The organism is Variovorax beijingensis, from assembly GCF_007828835.1.
Classification (GTDB): Bacteria; Pseudomonadota; Gammaproteobacteria; order Burkholderiales; family Burkholderiaceae_C; genus Variovorax; species Variovorax beijingensis_A.
In genome coordinates this window covers 966,159-985,972 of the sequence record NZ_VIVL01000001.1, presented here as the reverse complement: position 1 = coordinate 985,972, position 19,814 = coordinate 966,159, and the positions used below count along the sequence as shown (strand labels likewise).

The window sequence follows — 19,814 nt, the reverse complement described above, 5'->3', positions numbered from 1 at the left end:
GGGACCCGCAGCCTGCGCTATAATCTTGGGCTCGGCACAAAACTGTGCCGAACGGCTCTTTAGCTCAGTCGGTTAGAGCGATGGAATCATAATCCACAGGTCCGCGGTTCGAGTCCGTGAAGAGCCACCAACACTGCTTCAGCGATCGATCGCTGAAGCTTAAAAGCCCCAAGTAAATCAACTACTTGGGGCTTTTTTCATTGCGCTTGCTCCCGCATCAGTCCGGGTGCTTCCGAGGCATTGCGCAGTCACTGCACCATCTCCTTTGACGGTGGATAGACCTCTGGCAGCACAATGTGAGCGGGCGGTCGTGCCCGCCACCCCGTCAACTCGCAACCATCTTTTCAGGACTGAGGTCGATGATCTACGAACTGCGCGTCTATACCGCAATGCCTGGCCGCCTACCCGACGTTCTTGCCAGATTTCGCGACCACACCGTGGGCATCTGGAATCGGCTGGGAATTCGTCAGCTCGGATATTGGACGACTGCCGTCGGACCTGACAGCAACGCGCTGACCTACATGCTTGTCTGGGAGAGCCTGGCCGATCGTGAGACCAAGTGGGGCAAGTTCGTCGTCGATCCCGAATGGGTCGAGGTCAGAAAGGCGAGCGAGGCAGCCGGACCGATCGTTGCGAAGATGGACAACTCGTTCTTGGCGCCAACCTCTTTCTCGCCTGCGAAATAGTCTCTTCCGCGGTGGACGGGAGCGGCGCGCAGTGCTTTCCGACAGGTCCTTGGGGGCTCCCATGAAATCGCGTCCTCTCGCCCAAGCGTGATGTATGTCACGAATTCGGCTCGATTTTTCGAGACATCCGTTCCAGGCGCCCCGCGTTTTTCCACCGCTCCACCCCCTGCCCATTCCGCAGGCAACCTAGTGCCAACCCCCGTCAATGCTGGCTCCGCCGACCCTGGTCCTCAGACAACCCACAGAGTTGTGCACAGAAAAAAGGAACAAGTCATCAATTTGACTTGAGCGGCCGCTTCATCCCGCTTTGCGAAAAGTCAGGTTGATGCGCCGGCGGCCCAGCAGCGCGTGCGGCCGGTCTTCCAGCGGCAGCACGCCGTGGTAGCGCAGCCGGTCGGGCCCGCCCCACACCGCCACGTCGCCGTGCACCAGCGGAATGCGGGCGGCCTTGTCGCTGCGGGCGAGTCCGCCGAAGAGAAAGGTGGCCGGCATGCCGAGCGATACCGAGACGATGGGCGCGCCGTAGTCGCGCTCGTCCTTGTCCTGGTGCAGCGACAGGCGCGTGCCGGGCTCATAGCGGTTCACCAGGCAGGCGTCGGGCTCGAAGTCCGCAAACCCGGCCTCGGCGGCCGATGCCTTGGCCAGGCGCGCGAAAGCGGCCGGCATCGCGGGCCAGGGCAGGCCTGTTTCGGGATCGTGCTCGCCATAGCGGTAGCCGCGCCGGTCCGAGATCCAGCCGAGCCGGCCGCAGTTGGTCATCGCAACCGACATCGTGAAGCCGCCGGGGGTTACCAGGTGGCGGAAGGCGGCGCGATGCTCGACCTCGTGCAGCCCGGACAGCAGTTCGTCGACACAAGGCAGCGCGAATCCGCGCAGGACGAACGCACCGGGCCCGATCGACTGCTTGCCGCGCGGCGATGCGGCATCTTCGAGGGCATCGGAGAAAAGGTCGAAGGTCACGGCAGCACGATTTTCTCGCGCGGCGGGCTGCCTGCCGCGGCCGCTGCCACCAATCGCCCCAGGGTCTGCATCGCCTTTTCGCTCTGCGCGTCCCAGGCATGCCCATAGTTCAGCCGCAGGCAGTGCGTGAAGCCGCGCGTGGCCGAAAAAATGGGCCCGGGCGCCACGCTGATGCCGCGCTCCAGCGCTTGCGCATGGATCGCGAGAGCGTCGACCTGCGCCGGCAGCTCGACCCACATGAAATAGCCGCCCAGCGGCCGCGTGGCGCGCGTGCCCGCAGGAAAGTAGTGGCCCACTGCCTGCGCAAAGCTCGCCTGCTGCACGGCCAGCACCTGGCGCAGCTTGCGCAGGTGCTTGTCGAGCCCGCCTTTTTCGAGGTAGCTTGCCAGCGCGAGCTGCGCGGGCACCGAGGTGCTGAGCGTGGTCGTCAGCTTCAGCCGCGCCACGTTGCGCGCGAAGCGCCCGGCTGATGCCCACCCGATGCGGTACCCCGGTGCCAGGCATTTCGAGAAAGACGAGCAATGCAGCACGAGGCCCTGCGTGTCGAAGGCCTTGGCCGGCGGCGGGCGCCGGTCGCCGAAGTAGAGCTCGGCATACACGTCGTCCTCGATCAGCGGCAGCGCATGCCGTGCGAGCAGTTCGACCAGCGCCTTCTTCTTCGCGTCGGGCATCAGGCTGCCGAGCGGGTTCTGGAAAGTGGTCATGAGCCAGCAGGCCTTGGGCCGGTGCGCCGCAATGGCCAGCTCCAGCGCCCCCAGGTCGATGCCTTCGCCGGGATGCGTCGGCACCTCGATCGCTCGCAGGCCCATGCGCTCCAGCGCCTGCAGGGCCGCATAGAAGGTGGGCGATTCGACGATCACCGAATCGCCCGGGCGCGTGACCGCCGCGAGGCACAGGTTGAGCGCCTCCAGCGCACCGTTGGTGACGACGATCTCGTCGGCCGGCACCTGCATGCCGTCGCCCAGGTAGCGCAGCGCGATCTGCCGGCGCAGGGCCGCGCTGCCGGGCGTGAGGTCGTCCACGGTGCTCCACGGATCGAGCGACTTGGCGCTCGCGGCCATGAACTGGCCCAGCCGTGCCAGCGGAAACAACAGCGGGCTCGGGAACGCCGAGCCGAAGGGAACCACCTTGCGCGACATGCTGGCCTCGAGGATGTCGAACACGTGGTCGCTCACGTCGAGCGACCTGGGGCCCTCGGCCGGGCGCGACGTGAGGTTGGCCTCGGGCGGCGCATCGCGCAGCCCGCCGCCCGTGACGTAGTAGCCCGAGCGGTCCCGCGCGCGCACCAGGCCGCGCGCCTCCAGCAGGTAGTACGCCTGGAACACGGTGGAGGCGCTCACGCCGCGGCTCTCGCCGGTGTGCCGCACCGAGGGCAGGCGGTCGCCGGTCTTGAGCGTGCCGTGGCGGATCGACGCCTCGATGTCGGCGGCAAGGGCTTCGTAGCGCTTCATGGCAGGGCGGTCTTCATTCGGTGGGACTTTATCTGCACCGGTGATTTGGTTTGGATCTGCATCTGTTTTTTTGGCTGCGCTTGCGGCACAGTCGGTGCATGTCCAATCTCATGCGCGCGGTACGCGCGGTTCTCTGGAGTTTCATCGGGCTGGGCGGCCGCCGCGCGGAGGCCGACCGGCGCACCGCACAGGTGGGGCTCTTGCCGCTGATCGGCGTTGCGCTGGTTACCGTGCTGCTGCTCATTGCGGGACTGCTGGCGCTGGCGCGCTTCGCGGCCGGCACATGAAGAAGAACAACGCAGCCCGCCGCATCGCCGCGATTGCATTGCTGCTGCTCGGCCACGGCATCTTCGCCATGGCGGCGGCGCCCGCCGCACCGGCCGCCTCTTCCGCGAGCGACATCGAACAGCGCGTGGCCGCCTGCATCGCCTGCCACGGGCGCGAAGGCGCGACCACCAACGCCGGCTACTTTCCGCGCCTCTCGGGCAAGCCCGCGGGCTACCTGTTCAACCAGCTGCGGAGCTTTCGCGACGGCCGGCGCTTCAACGCCGACATGAGCTACATGGTGCAGCACCTGTCCGACGCCTACCTGATGGAAATGGCCGAATACTTCGCGGGCCTGGACCTGCCCTACCCGCCCGTCTCGCCTGCCAGCGACGCGCCGCCCGCACAGCTGGCGCGCGGCCGCCAGCTGGCGCTCGAAGGCGATGCGGCAAGGCGCATTCCGGCCTGCGTGCAGTGCCACGGCGCCGCGCTCACCGGTGTGCAGCCGGCCATTCCGGGGCTGCTGGGGCTGCCCCGCCTCTACGTGTCCTCGCAGCTCGGCGCCTGGCTTACCAGCGAGCGGCATGCGCTGGCGCCCGACTGCATGGCCGAGATCGGCCGCCGCATGACCACCACGGACATCAATGCGGTGGCCAGCTGGCTCGCGGTGCAGCCGATGCCGGCCGATCCGAAGCCCGCTGCCTCGCTGCCCGCTGCACTGCCGATGCGCTGCGGCGGCATGCCGAAGTGAGGCGCCGATGAAGATGCGACATCTCGGCTGGACGCTGTTGATTCTCGTGCTGCTGCTGGGCGCGGCGGCCGGCGGCATCGTCGCGCTGAACCTGCGCGGCGAAGACCCGCTACCCGAACAGGCCGAAGCCTTCAACGCCACGCCGCAGCTGGTCGAACGCGGGCGCTACCTTGCGCTGGCCGGCAATTGCGCCGGCTGCCACACCACGCGCGGCGGCCAGCCCTATGCCGGCGGGCTGCCGATCGAGACGCCCTTCGGCACCGTGTATTCGAGCAATCTCACGCCCGACGCGCAGAACGGCATCGGCAGCTGGAGCAGCGCGCACTTCTGGCGCGCGATGCACAACGGCCGCAGCAAGGACGGCCGCCTGCTGTACCCCGCCTTCCCCTATCCGAACTTCACGCAGGTCACGCGCGAAGACTCGGATGCCATCTACGCCTACCTGCGCAACGTGCCGCCCGCGCCCGTGGCCAACCTGGCGCATCGGCTGCGCTTTCCCTACGACACGCAGGCCGCACTCGCGGTCTGGCGGGCGCTCTCCTTCAAGCCCGAGGCTTTCGTGGCCAACGCGGGCAAGCCGGCCGAATGGAACCGCGGCGCCTACCTGGTCGGCGGGCTGGGCCATTGCATCGCCTGCCACGGCAGCCGCGATTCGCTCGGCGCAACGCAGGCGAAGCTGGGCCTCTCAGGCGGGCTGATCGCGGTGGAGAACTGGTATGCGCCATCGCTTGCCGACCCGCACCAGGCCGGCGTGGCCGATTGGCCGACGGGCGACGTGGTCGCTCTGCTCAGGAACGGCGTTGCGCCGCGCGGCTCGGTCATGGGGCCGATGGCCGACGTGGTCTTTCGCAGCACGCAGTACCTGAGCGAGGCCGACCTGGCCGCGATGGCCAGCTACCTGAAAGACCTGCCCGGCGTGCCGGCGCAACCTGCGGCGCCCGTACGCACGGCAGCCGCGTCCACGCGCCGCGATGCCGGCACCATGGCCCGCGGCGCCAAAATCTACGACCAGCAATGCGCCTACTGCCACGGCGACCAGGGCCAGGGCGCGCCGGGCGCCTTTCCGCCGCTGGCGGGCAACCGCGCCGTGAACATGGCACAGACGACCAACCTGATCCAGGTGATCGCCCACGGCGGCTACCTGCCCTCCACCGCTGGCAATCCGCGGCCCTACGGCATGCCGCCGTTCGGGCAAGTGCTCGATGCGGCCGACGTGGCCGCGGTGCTCACCTTCATCCGCGGATCGTGGGGCAATGACAGCCCGCCCGTGACGCAGCTCGACACGATGCGGCGCTGAAGGGCTGGCAGTGCCCGCTCAGGCCGCCACGGGCTGGTTCTGCGCGCCCGCTTTGGCCGGCACCGGCATGTGCTGCGACCAGTCGATGATCTCCAGCGTGCCGTCGGCATGCTCGGCGAGCGCCGTCAGGCTCTCGACCCAGTCGCCGTCGTTGCAGTAGAGGATGCCGTCGATGTCGCGCATCTCGGCATGGTGGATGTGGCCGCAGACCACGCCCTGCACGCCGCGCTTGCGGGCCTCGCGCGCCACGGCGTTCTCGAAGTCGCCCACGTAGCTCACGGCGCGCTTGACCTTGCCCTTGAGGTACTTGGAAAGCGACCAGTACGGCAGTCCCATGCGTGCGCGCAGCGAGTTCAGGTGGCGGTTGAGCTTGAGCGTGAATTCATAGAGCGAATCGCCCACGTGCGCGAGCCACTTGGCGCACTGGATCACGCCGTCGAAGAGGTCGCCGTGGATGATCCAGAGCTTGCGGCCGTCGGCGGTCTCGTGGATCCATTCCTCGGCCACGTCGATGCCGCCGAAGTTGTGGTTCAGGTACTTGCGCGCGAACTCGTCGTGGTTGCCCGGGATGAAGATCACGCGCGTGCCCTTGCGCGCCTTGCGCAGCAGCTTCTGGATCACGTCGTTGTGCGCCTGCGGCCAGTACCAGTTCCGCTTGAGCTGCCAGCCGTCGATGATGTCGCCGACCAGGAACAGGGTCTCGCACTCGGTGTGCTTCAGGAAATCGAGCAGCGCGCGGGCCTGGCAGCCGGGGGTGCCCAGGTGCAGGTCGGAGATCCAGAGGGTGCGGCAGCGCAGCGGCGGGCGCGCAAGATCCTCGTCCTCCGGCTCGGGGGCCCGGGTCGCGGTGTCGCGCCATGCGCGCAGGAAAGCATCGTCGCGTTGCATGGACGGGTAGGCTCCCACCAACGCGTGACCGGGCGATGGCGATCCCGTGACATATCGGTGACGCCGAAGGCCGCGCTTCGGGGGGCGTCCTCAGCAGCGTTGGATTTCGACCGTCGAGTGGCGGATTTCCTCGTGCATCGAGAAGCAGGCCCGCACCTCGTCGGCCGTGAGCGTGGGCGAGTGCGTCACCACCGTGAGCGCGCAGGCATAGGCCTCGCGGCCCACGCGCCACACGTGCAGGTCGGACACGCGGGTTTCCGAATCGGCCAGCATCGTTTCGACGCCTTCACGGATCTCGGCCGTCACGGGATGGTCCATCTCGCGGTCGAGCAGCACCTTGCCAGTTTCCTTGAGCAGGCTCTTGGCCCACACGGCCACCAGCACCGCGCCGACGATGCCCATCACCGGGTCGAGCCAGGACCAGCCGAAGAACCAGCCGCCGAGCAGCGCGCCGATGGCCAGCACCGAGGTGGCGGCATCGGCCACCACGTGCAGGTAGGCCGAGCGCAGGTTCAGGTCATGTCCGTGCGCGTGGCCATGGTCGTCGTGATGATGGTGCGCATGGCCATGGCCATGGTCGTGCCCATGCCCGTGATGGTGCGCCGACCCCAGCAGCCGCGCGCAGACCAGGTTGACCACCAGCCCGAGCACGGCCACCGCCACGGCTTCGCGGTAGTGGATGGCCGAGGGCGAGAGCAGCCGCTCGATCGAGCCCACCACCATCAGTACCGCCACGCCGAGCAGCATCAGCGCGCTCGCAAAACCGCCCAGCACCTCGATCTTCCAGGTGCCGAAGGCAAAGCGCGGATCGCGCGCGTAGCGCCGCGCGGCCGCATAGGCGAAGGCGCTCAGGCCGATGGCCAGCGCGTGCGAGCTCATGTGCCAGCCGTCGGCCAGGAGCGCCATGGAGTTGAACCACCAGCCGGCACCGATCTCGACCACCATCATTGCGGCGGTGATCCACATCACGAGGCGGGTGCTGCGCTCGGCCGATTCGTTGCCAGCGCCGAAGTGATGGTCGTGCTGCCAGGCACTCAGGTCATGGGTATGCATGGGTTGTCAGACTCCAAAGAGGTCCTGTCCGTCGGACCGGCTCGAAGGCGGCGTCACACCCAGGTGGCGGTAGGCCGCCAGCGTGGCGATGCGCCCACGCGGCGTGCGCTGCAGGTAGCCCTGCTGGATCAGGTAGGGCTCGATCACGTCCTCGATCGTGTCGCGCTCCTCGCCGATGCTGGCCGCCACGTTGTCCAGGCCCACCGGGCCGCCGTCGAAGCGATGGATGACGGCTTCGAGCAGCTTGCGGTCCATCAGGTCGAAGCCCTGCGGGTCGACGTCGAGCATGGCGAGCGCCTTGTGCGCGATGTCCTCGGTGATGCGGCCGTTGCCCTTGACCTCGGCGTAGTCGCGCACGCGCCGCAGCAGGCGGTTGGCGATGCGCGGCGTGCCGCGCGAGCGGCGCGCGATCTCGAAGCCGCCGGCCGCGTCGGTGTCCACCTTGAGCAGGCCGGCGCTGCGCCGCACGATGCGCGCCAGTTCCTCGGGCGTGTAGAACTCCAGCCGCGCCACGATGCCGAAGCGGTCGCGCAGCGGGTTGGTGAGCATGCCGGCGCGGGTGGTGGCGCCCACCAGCGTGAAGGGCTGCAGGTCGAGCTTGATGCTGCGCGCCGCGGGGCCTTCGCCGATCATGATGTCGATCTGGTAGTCCTCCAGCGCGGGGTAGAGGATTTCCTCGACCACGGGGCTCAGGCGATGGATCTCGTCGATGAAGAGCACATCGTTGGGCTCCAGGTTGGTCAGCAGCGCCGCCAGGTCCTTGGGCTTTTCGAGCACCGGCCCGGAGGTCTGGCGCAGGTTCACGCCCAGCTCGGCCGCGATGATGTGCGACAGCGTGGTCTTGCCCAGGCCGGGCGGGCCGAACAGCAGCACGTGGTCGAGCGCTTCCTTGCGCTTGCGCGCCGCGCCGATGAAGATCTCGAGCTGCTCGCGCACCTTGGCCTGGCCCACGTATTCGTCGAGCAGCTTCGGGCGCAGCGCCCGCTCGATGGCCTCTTCCTGGGGCGAAGCGGGGGCGGCGGACACCACGCGGGGCGGGGCAGGGGCGAAGTCGTCGGTCTGGATGGTCATGGAATGAGGGGCTGCGAGCACGAGTTTAGTGCCTGCCACACTGGCAGAATGCTTCGGCCATATAACAAACGAGGGGAAGCCGGCACGTGTCGATCTACGAACTGAAACCACGGTTCCAGGGGCTGCTGCGGCCGCTCGTCGGGCGCCTGCATGCCCTGGGCGTCACCGCCAACCAGGTCACGCTGGCCGCGTGCGCGATTTCGGTCGTCCTCGGGCTCTGGCTTTTCTTTGCGGCGCCGTCGATGGCCGCCTTCGGGCTCATCCCGGCGTGGATGTTCGTGCGCATGGCGTTCAACGCCATCGACGGCATGCTGGCACGCGAGCACGGCCAGCAGAGCAGGCTCGGGGCCTTCCTCAACGAGCTGACCGACGTGGTCTCCGACGCCGCGCTGTACCTGCCGTTTGCGCTGGTGCAGCCGTTCAGCCCGTTCTGGGTCGGCACGGTGATCGTGCTGGCGGGCCTGAGCGAATTCGCGGGCGCGCTGGGCCCCACGGTGGGTGCCTCGCGCCGCTACGACGGGCCGCTCGGCAAGAGCGACCGCGCCTTCGTGTTCGGCGCGCTCGGCCTCTATGTGGCGCTGGGCTGGCCGCTGCCGGGCTGGGCGGCGTGGCTGATGCCGCTTGCCGCGGTGCTCGTGGCCTGGACGGTGGTCAACCGCGTCCGCCGCGCGCTGGCCGAGGCGCCGTAAACCCGCACACGACGAACACAGAGAAATAGCCACAGGGATCCGATGACCGACAACAACACCCAGCAACGCATTCCGCAGGAGCGCCAGTTCCGCACGCACGACGGCGAATCGCTCTTCTACCGGCACTGGCCGGCCACCGGCGCCACGCGCCGCGGCGCGATCGTGCTGTTCCACCGCGGCCACGAGCACGGCGCGCGCATGGCGCACCTGGTCGACGAGCTCGACCTGCCCGACTTCGACTTCTTCGCGTGGGACGCGCGCGGCCACGGCCGCTCGCCGGGCCAGCGCGGCTACAGCCCGAGCTTTGCCACCTCGGTGCGCGACGTGCAGACCTTCGTCCAGCACATCGGCAGCACGCACGGCGTGGCGGAGCACGACGTCCACGTGATTGCGCAGAGCGTGGGCGCCGTGCTGGTTTCCACCTGGGCGCATGACTACGCGCCCAAGGTGCGCGGGCTCACGCTGGCCTCGCCGGCCTTCAAGGTCAAGCTCTACGTGCCGTTCGCGCGCGCGGGGCTGGGGCTGCTGCACAAGCTGCGCGGCCTGTTCTTCGTCAACAGCTATGTGAAGGCGAAGTTCCTCACGCACGACCCCGAGCGCATCGCCAGCTACGAGAGCGATCCGCTGATCTCGCGGCCGATCGCCGTCAACATCCTGCTCGGCCTCTACGAAGCCGCCGACCGCGTGGTGGCCGATGCCAACGCGATCACGCTGCCCGTGCAGCTGCTGATCTCGGGATCGGACTGGGTGGTGCACCACAAGCCGCAGCACCAGTTCTTCGAGCGCCTGGGCAGCGCCGTGAAGACCAAGCTCGAGCTGCCGGGCTTCTTCCACGACACACTGGGCGAGAAGGACCGCGCGCCGGCGGTGCAGGCCATCCGCGAATTCATCCTGCAGCTGTTCGACCAACCGCCGGCGCCGGTCGACCTGCGCGCCGCGCACCTGGGCGGCAACACCGCCGACGAGTCGCGCGCGCTGGCCGAGCCGCTGGCGCCGCTCTCGCCACGCGGCGCCTACTGGGGGCTGACGCGCGCCGGCCTGCGCCTGGGCGGCATGCTTTCGCGCGGCGTGAAGCTCGGGCACGACACCGGCTTCGATTCGGGCAGCACGCTCGACTACGTCTACCGCAACGAACCGCAGGGCAAGGGCGCGCTGGGCCGCGCCATCGACCGGACCTACCTGGACTCGATCGGCTGGCGCGGCATCCGCCAGCGCAAGATCCACGTCGAGGAGCTGATCCGCATCGCCATGGAGCGCCTGGCCGAGATGCATCGCGAAGTGCGCGTGATGGACATCGCGGCCGGCCATGGCCGCTATGTGCTCGACGCGGTGCTTGCGAGCCCGGTCAAGGCCAGCTCGATCCTGCTGCGCGACTACAGCGACATCAACGTGCGCGACGGCCGCGCACTCATTGCCGAGAAGGGCCTGGAAGACGTGGCGCAGTTCGTGCAGGCCGACGCCTTCGACCGCCTCAGCCTGGCCACCGTGACGCCGCGCCCCACGCTCGCGGTGGTGTCGGGCCTCTACGAGCTGTTCCCCGACAACGAGATGGTGCGGCGCTCGCTCGCGGGCGTGGGCGATGCGGTGGAAGACCGCGGCTACCTGGTCTACACCGGCCAGCCCTGGCATCCGCAGCTCGAGATGATTGCGCGCGCACTCACCAGCCATCGCCAGGGCGAAGCCTGGGTGATGCGTCGCCGCACGCAGGCCGAGATGGACCAGCTGGTGGAGGAAGCGGGCTTCCGCAAGATCGACCAGCGCATCGACGAGTGGGGCATCTTCACCGTCTCGCTCGCGGTGAGGGTCGCGTGAGCGTCGGGCTGCGCACCAGATGAAGCACTGGCTCGCACAACGGCCCTGGAAGCGCGCCACCGCCTGGCTCGTGTTCCTGGGGCCGTTGTTCTATGCGACCTACGGCCTGGCCAACTGGTGGGCCGCCACGCGCGCGCAGGTGCCCTCGATGGCCTTCGAGTGGGAGCGGCAGCTGCCCTTCTGGGCCTGGACGATCTTTCCGTACTGGACGATCAACGTCTTCTACGCGCTCTCGCTGTACCTTGCGCGCAGCAGGCACACGCTCGACCGGCATGCCCTGCGGCTGGTGAGCGCAACACTCATCGCCTGCACCTGCTTCGTGATCTGGCCGCTGCATTTCAGCTTCGGGCAGCCGGCGGTCGAGGGCGCGCCAGCCTTCCTGTTCAACGCCCTGCGCGGCTTCGACCAGCCCTACAACCAGGCGCCTTCGCTGCACATCGCGCTGGCGGTGATCCTTTGGGATTGGTACCGGCAGTTCCTGCGCGCCGCGTGGGCCAGGCTGGTGCTGCATGTGTGGGCGTTCGCGATCTGTGCCTCGGTGCTCACGACCTGGCAGCACCATTTCATCGACATTCCGACCGGCGCGCTGCTCGGACTGTTCTGCGTCTGGCTGTGGCCGCTGGAGCGCACGGTGTCGATGCCGCGCGCCTGGCGCTGCACGCGCGATGCGCAGCGCCGGAAGCTCGCGGGCTTCTACGCCGTGGGCGCGGCGCTGTTCCTCGCGGCGGCCATGCAGCTGGGCGGCGTTGCGCTGTGGCTCGCCTGGCCTTCGGCCTCGCTGGCGCTGGTGGCACTCAACTACATCGGCTTTGGCGCGCGCGGCTTCCAGATGAATGGCCAAGGCCGAATGGGCTGGGCGGCACGCTGGCTGCTCGCACCCTATCGCCTCGGCGCGGCCGTCAACGCATGGCTCTGGACGCGCAGGCTGCCGGCTTTCGTCGAAGTGGTGCCGGGCCTCTTGCTCGGGCGGCGGCCCACGCGCGCCGAATGGATTGCCGCCGGCCGGCCCCGTCTCGTGAGCCTGTGCGCCGAGCTGCAGGTGCCGGCCGGCGTGCCGCACGCGCGCTGCGTGCCGATGCTCGACCTGACCGTGCCGCCGACCGTGCGGCTGCAGCGCGCCGCCGCGGTCATCGAAGGCCAGCGCCGCAATGCCGACGGCGCGGCCGTGTGGGTCTGCTGCGCGCTGGGCTTTTCGCGCAGCGCCGCCGCCGTGATCGCCTGGCTGGGCCGCTACGGTGCGGTGGGCGGACTGGCGCAGGCCGAGGATGCCGTGCGCCTGGCGCGTCCGCAGATCGTGCTGCGGCCGGCGTGGCGGATGTCGCTCGCGCCCTTGGGCACCGCCGCTTCGGGAGCACCGCCCCATGACTGACAGCGAACGCGCCACCTGCGCCTCGCTGGCCGCGTTGCTGCGCGCCGCGGCGGTGCTGGCGGTGTGGGGCTTCGCGCTCACATGCATTGCGGCGCTGGTGCTCGCGCTCACATTGCGCTCGCTGTCGAGCACGGCCGCCATGGGGTTTGGCGCGGTGCTGGTGCTGGGCGCGCTCGAGCGCTATTTCGCATTCAGGCTGCGCTTCGACCAGGCACTGTTCGCCGACCTGGCGCGCAGCGCCATCGCATCGCTGGACGCGCTCGACACCGCGCTCGACCGGCTCGGGCTGCGCAATGCGGAGGCGTCGAAGGCCCTGCGCCCGCTCGAGGACCGCGTGCAGGGCACCCGCCAGCTCATGCAGCGGCATGCCATCGTGGTCGCCTGCCAGAGCGCGATGTTCCTTCTTGCCTTGATGACACAGGATCTCTCTTGACCGAAGAAGACGACAAAAACGAAAAAGACCACCGCCCCGAAAGCACGGTACTGCGCCGCGCGCTGGCCGTGGTCGCGGGCAAGCTCATCATCGGCGCGGCGGGCCTCCTGACCGGCGTGCGCGCCATCTGGAGCGGCACCACGCCCAAGGCCGAGCAGACGCTCTACTTCGCCAACCACACGAGCCATGGCGATTTCGTGCTGCTGTGGGCCACGCTGCCACCCGACCTGCGCGCGCTCACGCGGCCCGTGGCCGGGCAGGACTACTGGATGGCCTCCAGGCTACGCCAGTTCATCGGCGCCGACGTGTTCAACGCACTGATGATCCGGCGCGACGGCTCGGGCCAGGGCGAGAACCCGGTCGAGCAGATGAAGGAGGCGCTGGACGGCGGCGACTCGCTCATCATGTTCCCCGAGGGCACGCGCAACACCGGCGACGACATCCTGCTGCCGCTCAAGAGCGGCCTCTATCACCTGGCGCGCGCCTGCCCCAATGTGCGGCTGGTGCCGGTCTGGATCGAGAACCTCAAGCGCGTGCTGCCCAAGGGCACGCTGGTGCCGATTCCGCTGGCCTGCACGGTGCGCTACGGCACGCCGATCCGGCTCGAAGAAGGCGAAGACAAGAATGCCTTCATCGCCCGCGCGCGCGCCGCCATGCTCGACCTGCGCCCCGAATACGACCGCCTGCCCGAGCAAGAAAAGGCAGCAGCAGCCCCATGAACATCTCCGCTTCCACCCAGACCACGCTGCAGTTGTTCGGCGGCGTGGCCGGCGTGCTGATCCTCGCCTCGGCCATCGGCGCGCTGCTCAAGTGGCGCGTGGCGGCGGGGCAGCCGAACTCGGTGATCGACAACCTCAATGCGCGCGTCAACGCATGGTGGGTGATGGTGGCGGTGATCGGCCTGGCCTTTGCGTTCGGCAAGGGCGGCGTGATCGTGCTGTTCTACCTGATCTCGTTCTATGCGCTGCGCGAGTTCATCAGCCTGGCCTACACGCGGCGCGGCGACCATCATGCGATTGCGGCCGCCTTCTACATCGGGCTGCCGGTGCAGTACTTCCTGGTGTGGATCGACTGGTACGGGCTCTATTCGATCTTCATTCCGGTCTACGCCTTTCTGGTGCTGCCGATTCTCGCGGCCGTGGGCGGCGACACGCAGCGCTTCCTGGAGCGCACCTCCAAGATCCAGTGGGGCCTGATGGTGTGCGTGTTCTGCATCAGCCACGTGCCCGCGCTGCTCACGCTGCAGATCCCCGGTTTCGAGGGCCGCAACCTGCTGCTGATCGCGTTTCTCGTGATTGTGGTGCAGGGCAGCGACGTGCTGCAGTACGTGTGGGGCAAGCTTTTCGGCCGGCGCAAGGTGGCGCCCGAGCTCTCGCCTTCCAAGACCTGGGAAGGCCTGGTCGGCGGCGTGGCCAGCGCCACGGCGCTGGGCGCGGCGCTCTACTGGGCCACGCCATTCAACCCGTGGCAGGCCGCGCTGATGGCGCTCACCATCTGCCTCATGGGATTCTTCGGCGGACTCGTGATGTCGGCCATCAAGCGCGACCGCGGCGTGAAGGACTGGGGCTCGATGATCGAGGGCCACGGCGGCATGCTCGACCGGCTCGACTCGGTGATCTTCGCGGCGCCGATCTACTTCCACGCATTGCGCTACTGGTGGGTGCCATGAGCACAGGCAGCAGCACGCGCACGAGAAAGCCCGCAGCCGCCGAGCAGCGCGTTCCGCACGACACACCCATCGAATGCAGCAGCGCCGCCGCATGGGAGCGCTGGCTCAAGCGCCACCATGCCACCGCCGCCGGCGTGTGGCTGCGCATCGCGAAGAAGGACAGCGGCATCGCCTCCATCGACCACCCCGCGGCGCTTGAAGAGGCGCTGTGCTGGGGCTGGATCGATGGCCAGCGCAAGAGCGAGGACGCGCAGTATTTCCTGCAGCGCTTCACCCCGCGCACCGCGCGCAGCACCTGGTCGAAGATCAACCGCGACAAGGCCCTGGAGCTGATCGGCCAAGGCCGCATGCAGCCCGCCGGCCTGGCCGAAGTGGAGCGCGCCCGAGCCGACGGCCGCTGGCATGCGGCCTACGATGCCCAGAGCGTCGCCACCGTGCCGCCTGACCTGCAGGCCGCGCTCGACGCCAACCCCAAGGCCGCCGCCTTCTTCGCCACGCTCGATTCGCGCAACCGCTATGCGGTGCTGTTCCGCACGCAGGGCGCGAAGAAGCCCGAGACGCGGGCGAAGCGCATTGCGCAGTTCGTGGAAATGCTCGCGAAGGGCGAGAAGATCCACCCCTGAGCGGGTCCGGCGCCTTATTTCGCCAACGCCTTCAGCGCCAGCTTGATCCCCTCGCTCACCGTCGCGTCCTTGGGCAGCGCCTTGAGCGCCAGCGCGGCCTCCTTGTCGCTGTAGCCCAGCGCGACCAGCGCCTGCAGGATGTCGGCCTGCGCGTCGGTGGCCGCATGCGCGGGCAGGCCGATGTCGGCACCCAGCTTGCCCTTGAGTTCGAGCAGCAGCCGCTCGGCGGTCTTCTTGCCGATGCCCGGGATCTTCACCAGCCGGCCGAGCTCCTGCGTCGTGATCGCCTGCGACAGCTCGCCCACGCTCATCCCCGACAGCAGGCCGAGCGCGGTGCGCGGGCCCACGCCGGTGATCTTGATGAGTTGCCGAAAGGCCGCACGCTCCTCGGCGGTGCCGAAACCGTAGAGAATCTGCGCGTCCTCGCGCACCACGAAGTGCGTGAGCAGCGAAACGCGCTCTCCGGTGCCGGGCAGGTTGTAGAACGTGCTCATCGGCACATCGACCTCGTAACCGACGCCGTTGCAGTCCACCACCACCTGCGGTGGGTTGCGCTCGGCCAGGATGCCGGTGAGTTTGCCTATCATTGGCCCACCCCCGTTGCTTGCTCACTTCGTGTAGCCGCCTCCCCCCTCAAGGGGGCAACACCGGCGGCCCGGCAAAGCCGGTTCCGCGGTGTTCCCCGCTTTGGATTGCGTTTTTTCGAGCATGACTGGTCTTGCATAGGGCTGCCAAAAAGATGGAAATGGATACCGCGTGATTCTGCGACACACCTTTACCCCGCCCAACAACTCGCGCCTGGGCCACCTGTGCGGCCCGCTGGACGCGCACCTGCGCCGCATCGAGGAGGCGCTGGGCGTGAAGATCGCGCACCGCCACGAGCAGTTCAAGGTCGATGGGCCCAAGGCCTCCGCGCAGCGCGCAATGGACGTGCTGCAGGCGCTGTACGAGATCGCGCAGCGTCCGATCGATCCGGCCGTGGTGCAGCTCACGCTCGCGGGCGACGGCTCGATGAGCGACGAGGACGCGGCCCTGCTCGTCACCCGCCGCGCCGACCTGCGCGCGCGCACGCCCACGCAAGCGCTGTACCTCGACAACATCGCCAAGCACGACATCACCTTCGGCATCGGCCCGGCCGGCACCGGCAAGACCTATCTGGCCGTGGCTTGCGCGGTCGATGCGCTCGAGCGCGCCGCGGTGCAGCGCATCGTGCTCACGCGACCGGCTGTGGAAGCGGGCGAGCGGCTCGGCTTCCTCCCGGGCGACCTGACGCAGAAGGTCGACCCCTACCTGCGCCCGCTGTACGACGCGCTCTACGACCTCATGGGCTTCGAGAAGGTGCAGAAGGCCTTCGAGCGCAATGCGCTCGAGATCGCACCGCTGGCCTTCATGCGCGGACGCACGCTGAACAACGCCTTCGTCATCCTCGACGAAGCGCAGAACACCACGGTCGAGCAGATGAAGATGTTCCTCACGCGCATCGGCTTCGGCGCCAAGGCGGTGGTAACCGGCGACGTGAGCCAGATCGACCTGCCCAAGCAGCAGCTGAGCGGGCTGATCGATGCCGAGCGCGTGCTCAGGCGCGTGAACGGCATTTCGATCACGCACTTCACCAGCGCCGACGTGGTGCGGCATCCGCTGGTGGCCAAGATCGTCGATGCCTACGACGGGCAACGCAAGCGCGCCGGAGCGCATTGAAATGGCGCTGCCCGCACTTTCCCTTTCGCTGCAGTTCGCGCGCTTCAAGGGCGTCGAACGGCACCGCGCCGCGCTGCCGCGCCACGCCGTCACACGCTGGATCCGCCATGCGCTCGAGATCGACGGCGAGATCACGGTGCGCATCGTCGATGCCGAGGAAGGTCAGCGCCTGAACCGCGAGTTCCGCGGCAAGGATTACGCCACCAACGTGCTGACCTTCGACTACACCCAGAGTCCGATGGTGATGGCCGACCTGGTGCTGTGCGCGCCGGTGGTCGCGAGCGAGGCGAAGGAACAGCGCAAGACCCTGGCCGCCCACTACGCGCACCTGCTGGTCCACGGCACGCTGCACGCGCAGGGCTGGGACCACGAGACCGGCGAGGCCGACGCCGAGGCCATGGAAGCGCGCGAGATCGAGATCCTCGCGGGCCTCGGCATCCGCAATCCGTACGGCCGCTGAGGCCCGCGCGCGGCGCTACGCCATCTGCAGCGGGATGGTGACCGGCCCGTCGTTGACCAGGTGAACCTGCATGTCGGCGCCGAACTCCCCGGTGGCCACCACCGGATGCGCGGCGCGGGCCCGGTCCACGAAATAGTCGTAGAGCCGCCGCCCCTCGTCAGGCGCCGCCGCCTGCGTGAAGCTGGGCCGGTTGCCGCCGCTCACGTCGGCGGCCAGCGTGAACTGGCTCACCACGAGCAGGCCGCCGCCGATGTCCTGCACGCTGCGGTTCATCTTGCCCGCCTCGTCCGAAAAGATGCGCAGCTTCAAGAGCTTGGCCAGCATGCGGTCGGCCATCGCATCGGCATCGCCGCGCTCGGCGCACAGCAGCACGAGCAGGCCGGCGCCAATGGCGCCGACAGTCTGCCCGGCGATGTCGACACGCGCGCTGGCCACGCGCTGCACGACGGCTTTCATACCGCTTCTTCCTCGATGCGCGGGCCGCGTGCTTCCATGCCCAGGGGCAGCAGCTGGATGGTCACGCGCAGGCCCGGCACGGCGTCCATCAGCGCCTGCTCCAGTTCGTCGCGCATCGCGGCGGCATGCTGCAGCGTCCACTCGCCGGGCACATGCATGTGCAGGTCGGCGAAGCGGCGCTGACCTGCGCGCCGCGTCACCATGTCGTCGAAGCGCATGCGCGTGCCTTCCGGCATGCGTGCGGCAAACTGGTCGAGCGTGGTGCGCAGCGTGGCAATGGTTTCGGCGTCGAGGGCCTCGTCCATCAGCCCCTGCGACGAGCGCCATACCAGCCTGACGCCTTCGCGCACGATGTTGAGCGCCACGCCAATGGCCAGCACCGGATCGAGCCAGAGCCAGCCGCTGAAGTGCACGGCCACGATGCCGACCACCACCCCGGCCGAGGTCCACACGTCGGTCATCAGGTGCCGCGCATCGGCTTCGAGCGCAATCGAGCGGTGCGTTCGCGCGGCGCGGAACAGCGCAAAAGCCAGGGCCGCGTTGAAGCCCGAACTGACCACCGAGAGCCCGAGCCCCCAGCCCAGTTGCTCCAGCGGCTGCGGCGCAAGCAGCCGCTGCACCGAGACCCAGAGGATGGCGGCGGCGGCGCCGACGATCAGGATGCCCTCGAAGCCCGACGAAAAGTACTCGGCCTTGTGGTGGCCGTAGGGATGGTCCTCGTCGGCCGGCCGCGAGGCGATGGTCACCATGCCCAGTGCAAACATCGCGCTCGCAAGGTTGACGAAGGACTCCATCGCATCGGAGATCAAGCCCATCGAGTTGGTCACATAGCCCGCCAGGCCCTTGAGCAGGATGGTGACGAGCGCAACCGCCACGGAAACACGAAGCAGCGTCTTGGGCGTGAAAGTCATGCAGGGAAGGCGTAGGCGATAAAAGTCGGCAAGAATGCGGCAAAGGTCCGCATCCGCGATCGAATTATCGAGCGCGGCCTCCATCTGCCGACTCCATGTATTTAATATTTGTGGCACCGCGAGACATTCGCAGAAGAGTGATGATGAAAAAATTCCTGATCGCCGTGGGAGGCTTCGCCTTCTGGGGCGCAGCGGCGTTGGCTCAAGCGCAGGCGCCTTCCCGTCCTGCGGGCGCCATCCCCGCTGCAGAACCGCAGGCAGGGTTCGTGAAATCGGTGCGGGGCAACGTGCAGCTGCTCAGCACCGCCGGCACGCTCCGCGCAGCCAACGCAGGCGATGCGCTGGCTGCCGTGGACCGCATCGTGACCGGTCCCGACTCATCCGCCTCGGTGGTCCTGCGCGACGACACGACGCTGGTGGTCGGGCCTTCGTCGCGGCTGGACCTGAAGGAATTCCACTTCAATGCCACCACGCACGAAGGCGGCGTGCTCGTCTCGCTGCTGCGAGGCTCCATGCGCATGATCACCGGCCTGATCGGCAAGACCAATCCCGACGCGATACGGGTGGAGACGCAAACCGCCACCATCGGCATCCGCGGAACCGACTTCATCGTGCAGACCGACGGGCAGCCATGAGGGAGGCGACGACGAACCGGGGCCTTCTTTCCATTGCCGCACTGGCCGCGGCACTGCTGGCCGCATGTTCGGCGCCAGGCACCCGCGTGGTGCTGCTGCCGCAGGCGGACGACAAGCCTTCCGCCGTGATCGTGCGCGCGAAGGACGGCGAGGAAGTCCTTTCCAGGCCCTACCAGCGTGCAACCGCCGCCGTCGGCGCCTCCGGTGCGCCGGTGGTCGACCAAGCCGACCCGGCCAAGGTGCAGGCGGACCACAAGATCCTGTTCGACATGCGGCCGCCCGCGCCGCAGCGCTACACCGTGTATTTCGAAGTTGGCGGCACCACGCTCACGCCCGCGTCGCAGCAGGTCATGAACGAGGCGCTGATTGCCGCGCAAACCCGCAGCGGCAGCGACATCGTGGTGACCGGGCACACCGACACCAAGGGCGCGCTCGAGCAGAACGACATGCTCTCGCAGCGGCGCGCGCAGGAAGTGGTGCAACTCTTCATCGAACGGCAGTTCCCGGCCAGGCGCATCGAGGCCGTGGGCCGCGGCGAGCGCGAACTCGCGGTACCCACCGCGGACGAAGTGGACGAGCCGCGCAACCGGCGCGTCACCATCGAAGTCCGCTGACGGCCAGGCGCGCGGCGCTCGCCG

General features: G+C 68.4%; 23 protein-coding genes and 1 tRNA gene. 16 read left to right on the top strand and 8 right to left on the bottom strand.

Going from position 1 to position 19,814, the window contains the following annotated elements; genetic code table 11:
- The first annotated feature begins 53 nt into the window (after positions 1 to 53).
- Both FB547_RS04765 and FB547_RS04760 read left to right on the top strand, forming a co-directional pair.
- Positions 54 to 130, top strand: a tRNA-Met gene (locus tag FB547_RS04765).
- Positions 131 to 359: 229 nt separating this feature from the next.
- Positions 360 to 686 (top strand): NIPSNAP family protein, encoded by a 327-nt coding sequence (locus FB547_RS04760; RefSeq protein WP_145740051.1) that lies wholly within the window; start codon positions 360 to 362, stop codon positions 684 to 686.
- Positions 687 to 983: 297 nt separating this feature from the next.
- Here the strand turns inward: FB547_RS04760 and alkB are convergent, their stop codons facing one another.
- On the bottom strand, positions 984 to 1,646 hold the full coding sequence (alkB, locus tag FB547_RS04755; RefSeq protein ID WP_145740049.1) for a DNA oxidative demethylase AlkB: 663 nt from the start codon (positions 1,644 to 1,646) through the stop codon (positions 984 to 986).
- Positions 1,643 to 3,097 (bottom strand): PLP-dependent aminotransferase family protein, encoded by a 1,455-nt coding sequence (locus tag FB547_RS04750; protein ID WP_145740047.1) that lies wholly within the window; start codon positions 3,095 to 3,097, stop codon positions 1,643 to 1,645. The genes alkB and FB547_RS04750 overlap by 4 nt, the downstream gene beginning before the upstream one ends.
- A gap of 98 nt (positions 3,098 to 3,195) precedes the next feature.
- On the opposite strand from FB547_RS04750, the gene FB547_RS04745 reads away from it, so the two are divergent.
- Genes FB547_RS04745 through FB547_RS04735 form a run of 3 tightly spaced genes read left to right on the top strand, consistent with a single transcriptional unit; the run spans position 3,196 to position 5,409 of the window.
- Positions 3,196 to 3,384: a DUF2970 domain-containing protein gene (locus FB547_RS04745; protein ID WP_145740046.1), complete on the top strand. Its 189-nt coding sequence runs from the start codon at positions 3,196 to 3,198 to the stop codon at positions 3,382 to 3,384.
- Positions 3,381 to 4,112 (top strand): c-type cytochrome, encoded by a 732-nt coding sequence (locus FB547_RS04740; RefSeq protein WP_145740044.1) that lies wholly within the window; start codon positions 3,381 to 3,383, stop codon positions 4,110 to 4,112. The genes FB547_RS04745 and FB547_RS04740 overlap by 4 nt, the downstream gene beginning before the upstream one ends.
- A 7-nt stretch (positions 4,113 to 4,119) precedes the next feature.
- Positions 4,120 to 5,409, top strand: coding sequence for a c-type cytochrome (locus tag FB547_RS04735; protein ID WP_145740042.1), 1,290 nt, complete (start codon positions 4,120 to 4,122; stop codon positions 5,407 to 5,409).
- Between the two features lie 18 nt (positions 5,410 to 5,427).
- On the opposite strand, the gene FB547_RS04730 is transcribed toward FB547_RS04735, so the two are convergent.
- The 3 genes from FB547_RS04730 to ruvB form a co-directional block, all read right to left on the bottom strand.
- Entirely contained in the window at positions 5,428 to 6,297 is an 870-nt protein-coding gene (locus FB547_RS04730) for a UDP-2,3-diacylglucosamine diphosphatase (RefSeq protein ID WP_145740040.1), read from the bottom strand.
- A gap of 90 nt (positions 6,298 to 6,387) precedes the next feature.
- Positions 6,388 to 7,350, bottom strand: a complete 963-nt coding sequence (gene dmeF, locus FB547_RS04725; protein WP_145740038.1) for a CDF family Co(II)/Ni(II) efflux transporter DmeF — start codon at positions 7,348 to 7,350, stop codon at positions 6,388 to 6,390.
- Positions 7,351 to 7,356: 6 nt separating this feature from the next.
- The gene (ruvB, locus tag FB547_RS04720) at positions 7,357 to 8,421 is read right to left on the bottom strand and encodes a Holliday junction branch migration DNA helicase RuvB (protein ID WP_145740036.1); all 1,065 of its coding nucleotides are present in this window, start codon (positions 8,419 to 8,421) and stop codon (positions 7,357 to 7,359) included.
- Positions 8,422 to 8,507: 86 nt separating this feature from the next.
- On the opposite strand from ruvB, the gene FB547_RS04715 reads away from it, so the two are divergent.
- From FB547_RS04715 to FB547_RS04685, 7 genes are read left to right on the top strand one after another with little or no spacing between them, the layout of a single operon-like run.
- On the top strand, positions 8,508 to 9,110 hold the full coding sequence (locus tag FB547_RS04715) for a CDP-alcohol phosphatidyltransferase family protein (RefSeq protein WP_145740034.1): 603 nt from the start codon (positions 8,508 to 8,510) through the stop codon (positions 9,108 to 9,110).
- 42 nt (positions 9,111 to 9,152) lie between these two features.
- Entirely contained in the window at positions 9,153 to 10,922 is a 1,770-nt protein-coding gene (locus FB547_RS04710) for a bifunctional alpha/beta hydrolase/class I SAM-dependent methyltransferase (protein ID WP_145740032.1), read from the top strand.
- A 19-nt stretch (positions 10,923 to 10,941) separates the two neighbouring features.
- Positions 10,942 to 12,291, top strand: a complete 1,350-nt coding sequence (locus FB547_RS04705) for a phosphatase PAP2/dual specificity phosphatase family protein (protein ID WP_145740031.1) — start codon at positions 10,942 to 10,944, stop codon at positions 12,289 to 12,291.
- Positions 12,284 to 12,724: a hypothetical protein gene (locus FB547_RS04700; protein ID WP_145740029.1), complete on the top strand. Its 441-nt coding sequence runs from the start codon at positions 12,284 to 12,286 to the stop codon at positions 12,722 to 12,724. Before FB547_RS04705 ends, FB547_RS04700 begins: the two co-directional genes overlap by 8 nt.
- Positions 12,721 to 13,443: a lysophospholipid acyltransferase family protein gene (locus FB547_RS04695; RefSeq protein ID WP_225612636.1), complete on the top strand. Its 723-nt coding sequence runs from the start codon at positions 12,721 to 12,723 to the stop codon at positions 13,441 to 13,443. Before FB547_RS04700 ends, FB547_RS04695 begins: the two co-directional genes overlap by 4 nt.
- Positions 13,440 to 14,393, top strand: a complete 954-nt coding sequence (locus FB547_RS04690) for a phosphatidate cytidylyltransferase (protein WP_145740028.1) — start codon at positions 13,440 to 13,442, stop codon at positions 14,391 to 14,393. Before FB547_RS04695 ends, FB547_RS04690 begins: the two co-directional genes overlap by 4 nt.
- A complete protein-coding gene (locus FB547_RS04685) occupies positions 14,390 to 15,016 on the top strand; it encodes a YdeI/OmpD-associated family protein (RefSeq protein ID WP_145740026.1) in 627 nt (208 codons plus the stop codon). Before FB547_RS04690 ends, FB547_RS04685 begins: the two co-directional genes overlap by 4 nt.
- 14 nt (positions 15,017 to 15,030) lie before the next feature.
- Here FB547_RS04685 and ruvA read toward each other — a convergent pair whose 3' ends face one another.
- Complete coding sequence (gene ruvA, locus FB547_RS04680; protein WP_124958725.1) at positions 15,031 to 15,603, bottom strand: Holliday junction branch migration protein RuvA; 573 nt, start codon at positions 15,601 to 15,603, stop codon at positions 15,031 to 15,033.
- Between the two features lie 169 nt (positions 15,604 to 15,772).
- On the opposite strand from ruvA, the gene FB547_RS04670 reads away from it, so the two are divergent.
- A complete protein-coding gene (locus FB547_RS04670) occupies positions 15,773 to 16,714 on the top strand; it encodes a PhoH family protein (RefSeq protein WP_145740024.1) in 942 nt (313 codons plus the stop codon).
- Between the two features lies 1 nt (position 16,715).
- Positions 16,716 to 17,174: an rRNA maturation RNase YbeY gene (ybeY, locus tag FB547_RS04665; protein ID WP_145740023.1), complete on the top strand. Its 459-nt coding sequence runs from the start codon at positions 16,716 to 16,718 to the stop codon at positions 17,172 to 17,174.
- A 15-nt stretch (positions 17,175 to 17,189) separates the two neighbouring features.
- Here ybeY and dtd read toward each other — a convergent pair whose 3' ends face one another.
- Together dtd and FB547_RS04655 are read right to left on the bottom strand one after the other, a co-directional pair.
- Complete coding sequence (gene dtd, locus FB547_RS04660; RefSeq protein ID WP_145740021.1) at positions 17,190 to 17,630, bottom strand: D-aminoacyl-tRNA deacylase; 441 nt, start codon at positions 17,628 to 17,630, stop codon at positions 17,190 to 17,192.
- Positions 17,627 to 18,541 (bottom strand): cation diffusion facilitator family transporter, encoded by a 915-nt coding sequence (locus tag FB547_RS04655; protein ID WP_186454108.1) that lies wholly within the window; start codon positions 18,539 to 18,541, stop codon positions 17,627 to 17,629. The genes dtd and FB547_RS04655 overlap by 4 nt, the downstream gene beginning before the upstream one ends.
- A 140-nt stretch (positions 18,542 to 18,681) precedes the next feature.
- On the opposite strand from FB547_RS04655, the gene FB547_RS04650 reads away from it, so the two are divergent.
- The gene (locus FB547_RS04650) at positions 18,682 to 19,176 is read left to right on the top strand and encodes a FecR domain-containing protein (protein ID WP_145740018.1); all 495 of its coding nucleotides are present in this window, start codon (positions 18,682 to 18,684) and stop codon (positions 19,174 to 19,176) included.
- Positions 19,173 to 19,790: an OmpA family protein gene (locus FB547_RS04645; RefSeq protein WP_145740017.1), complete on the top strand. Its 618-nt coding sequence runs from the start codon at positions 19,173 to 19,175 to the stop codon at positions 19,788 to 19,790. The genes FB547_RS04650 and FB547_RS04645 overlap by 4 nt, the downstream gene beginning before the upstream one ends.
- The last annotated feature ends 24 nt before the right edge of the window (positions 19,791 to 19,814 follow it).

What these genes read in the sequence shown, in the direction of transcription:
- FB547_RS04730 (WP_145740040.1), bottom strand. Translation starts at nt 6,297, where the DNA reads ATGCAACGCGACGATGCTTTCCTGCGCGCATGGCGCGACACCGCGACC.
- FB547_RS04740 (WP_145740044.1), top strand. Translation starts at nt 3,381, where the DNA reads ATGAAGAAGAACAACGCAGCCCGCCGCATCGCCGCGATTGCATTGCTG.
- FB547_RS04655 (WP_186454108.1), bottom strand. Translation starts at nt 18,541, where the DNA reads ATGACTTTCACGCCCAAGACGCTGCTTCGTGTTTCCGTGGCGGTTGCG.
- FB547_RS04710 (WP_145740032.1), top strand. Translation starts at nt 9,153, where the DNA reads ATGACCGACAACAACACCCAGCAACGCATTCCGCAGGAGCGCCAGTTC.
- FB547_RS04760 (WP_145740051.1), top strand. Translation starts at nt 360, where the DNA reads ATGATCTACGAACTGCGCGTCTATACCGCAATGCCTGGCCGCCTACCC.
- dtd (WP_145740021.1), bottom strand. Translation starts at nt 17,630, where the DNA reads ATGAAAGCCGTCGTGCAGCGCGTGGCCAGCGCGCGTGTCGACATCGCC.
- ybeY (WP_145740023.1), top strand. Translation starts at nt 16,716, where the DNA reads ATGGCGCTGCCCGCACTTTCCCTTTCGCTGCAGTTCGCGCGCTTCAAG.
- FB547_RS04650 (WP_145740018.1), top strand. Translation starts at nt 18,682, where the DNA reads ATGATGAAAAAATTCCTGATCGCCGTGGGAGGCTTCGCCTTCTGGGGC.
- FB547_RS04750 (WP_145740047.1), bottom strand. Translation starts at nt 3,097, where the DNA reads ATGAAGCGCTACGAAGCCCTTGCCGCCGACATCGAGGCGTCGATCCGC.
- dmeF (WP_145740038.1), bottom strand. Translation starts at nt 7,350, where the DNA reads ATGCATACCCATGACCTGAGTGCCTGGCAGCACGACCATCACTTCGGC.
- FB547_RS04700 (WP_145740029.1), top strand. Translation starts at nt 12,284, where the DNA reads ATGACTGACAGCGAACGCGCCACCTGCGCCTCGCTGGCCGCGTTGCTG.
- FB547_RS04645 (WP_145740017.1), top strand. Translation starts at nt 19,173, where the DNA reads ATGAGGGAGGCGACGACGAACCGGGGCCTTCTTTCCATTGCCGCACTG.
- FB547_RS04705 (WP_145740031.1), top strand. Translation starts at nt 10,942, where the DNA reads ATGAAGCACTGGCTCGCACAACGGCCCTGGAAGCGCGCCACCGCCTGG.
- FB547_RS04745 (WP_145740046.1), top strand. Translation starts at nt 3,196, where the DNA reads ATGTCCAATCTCATGCGCGCGGTACGCGCGGTTCTCTGGAGTTTCATC.
- FB547_RS04690 (WP_145740028.1), top strand. Translation starts at nt 13,440, where the DNA reads ATGAACATCTCCGCTTCCACCCAGACCACGCTGCAGTTGTTCGGCGGC.
- FB547_RS04735 (WP_145740042.1), top strand. Translation starts at nt 4,120, where the DNA reads ATGAAGATGCGACATCTCGGCTGGACGCTGTTGATTCTCGTGCTGCTG.
- ruvA (WP_124958725.1), bottom strand. Translation starts at nt 15,603, where the DNA reads ATGATAGGCAAACTCACCGGCATCCTGGCCGAGCGCAACCCACCGCAG.
- FB547_RS04685 (WP_145740026.1), top strand. Translation starts at nt 14,390, where the DNA reads ATGAGCACAGGCAGCAGCACGCGCACGAGAAAGCCCGCAGCCGCCGAG.
- ruvB (WP_145740036.1), bottom strand. Translation starts at nt 8,421, where the DNA reads ATGACCATCCAGACCGACGACTTCGCCCCTGCCCCGCCCCGCGTGGTG.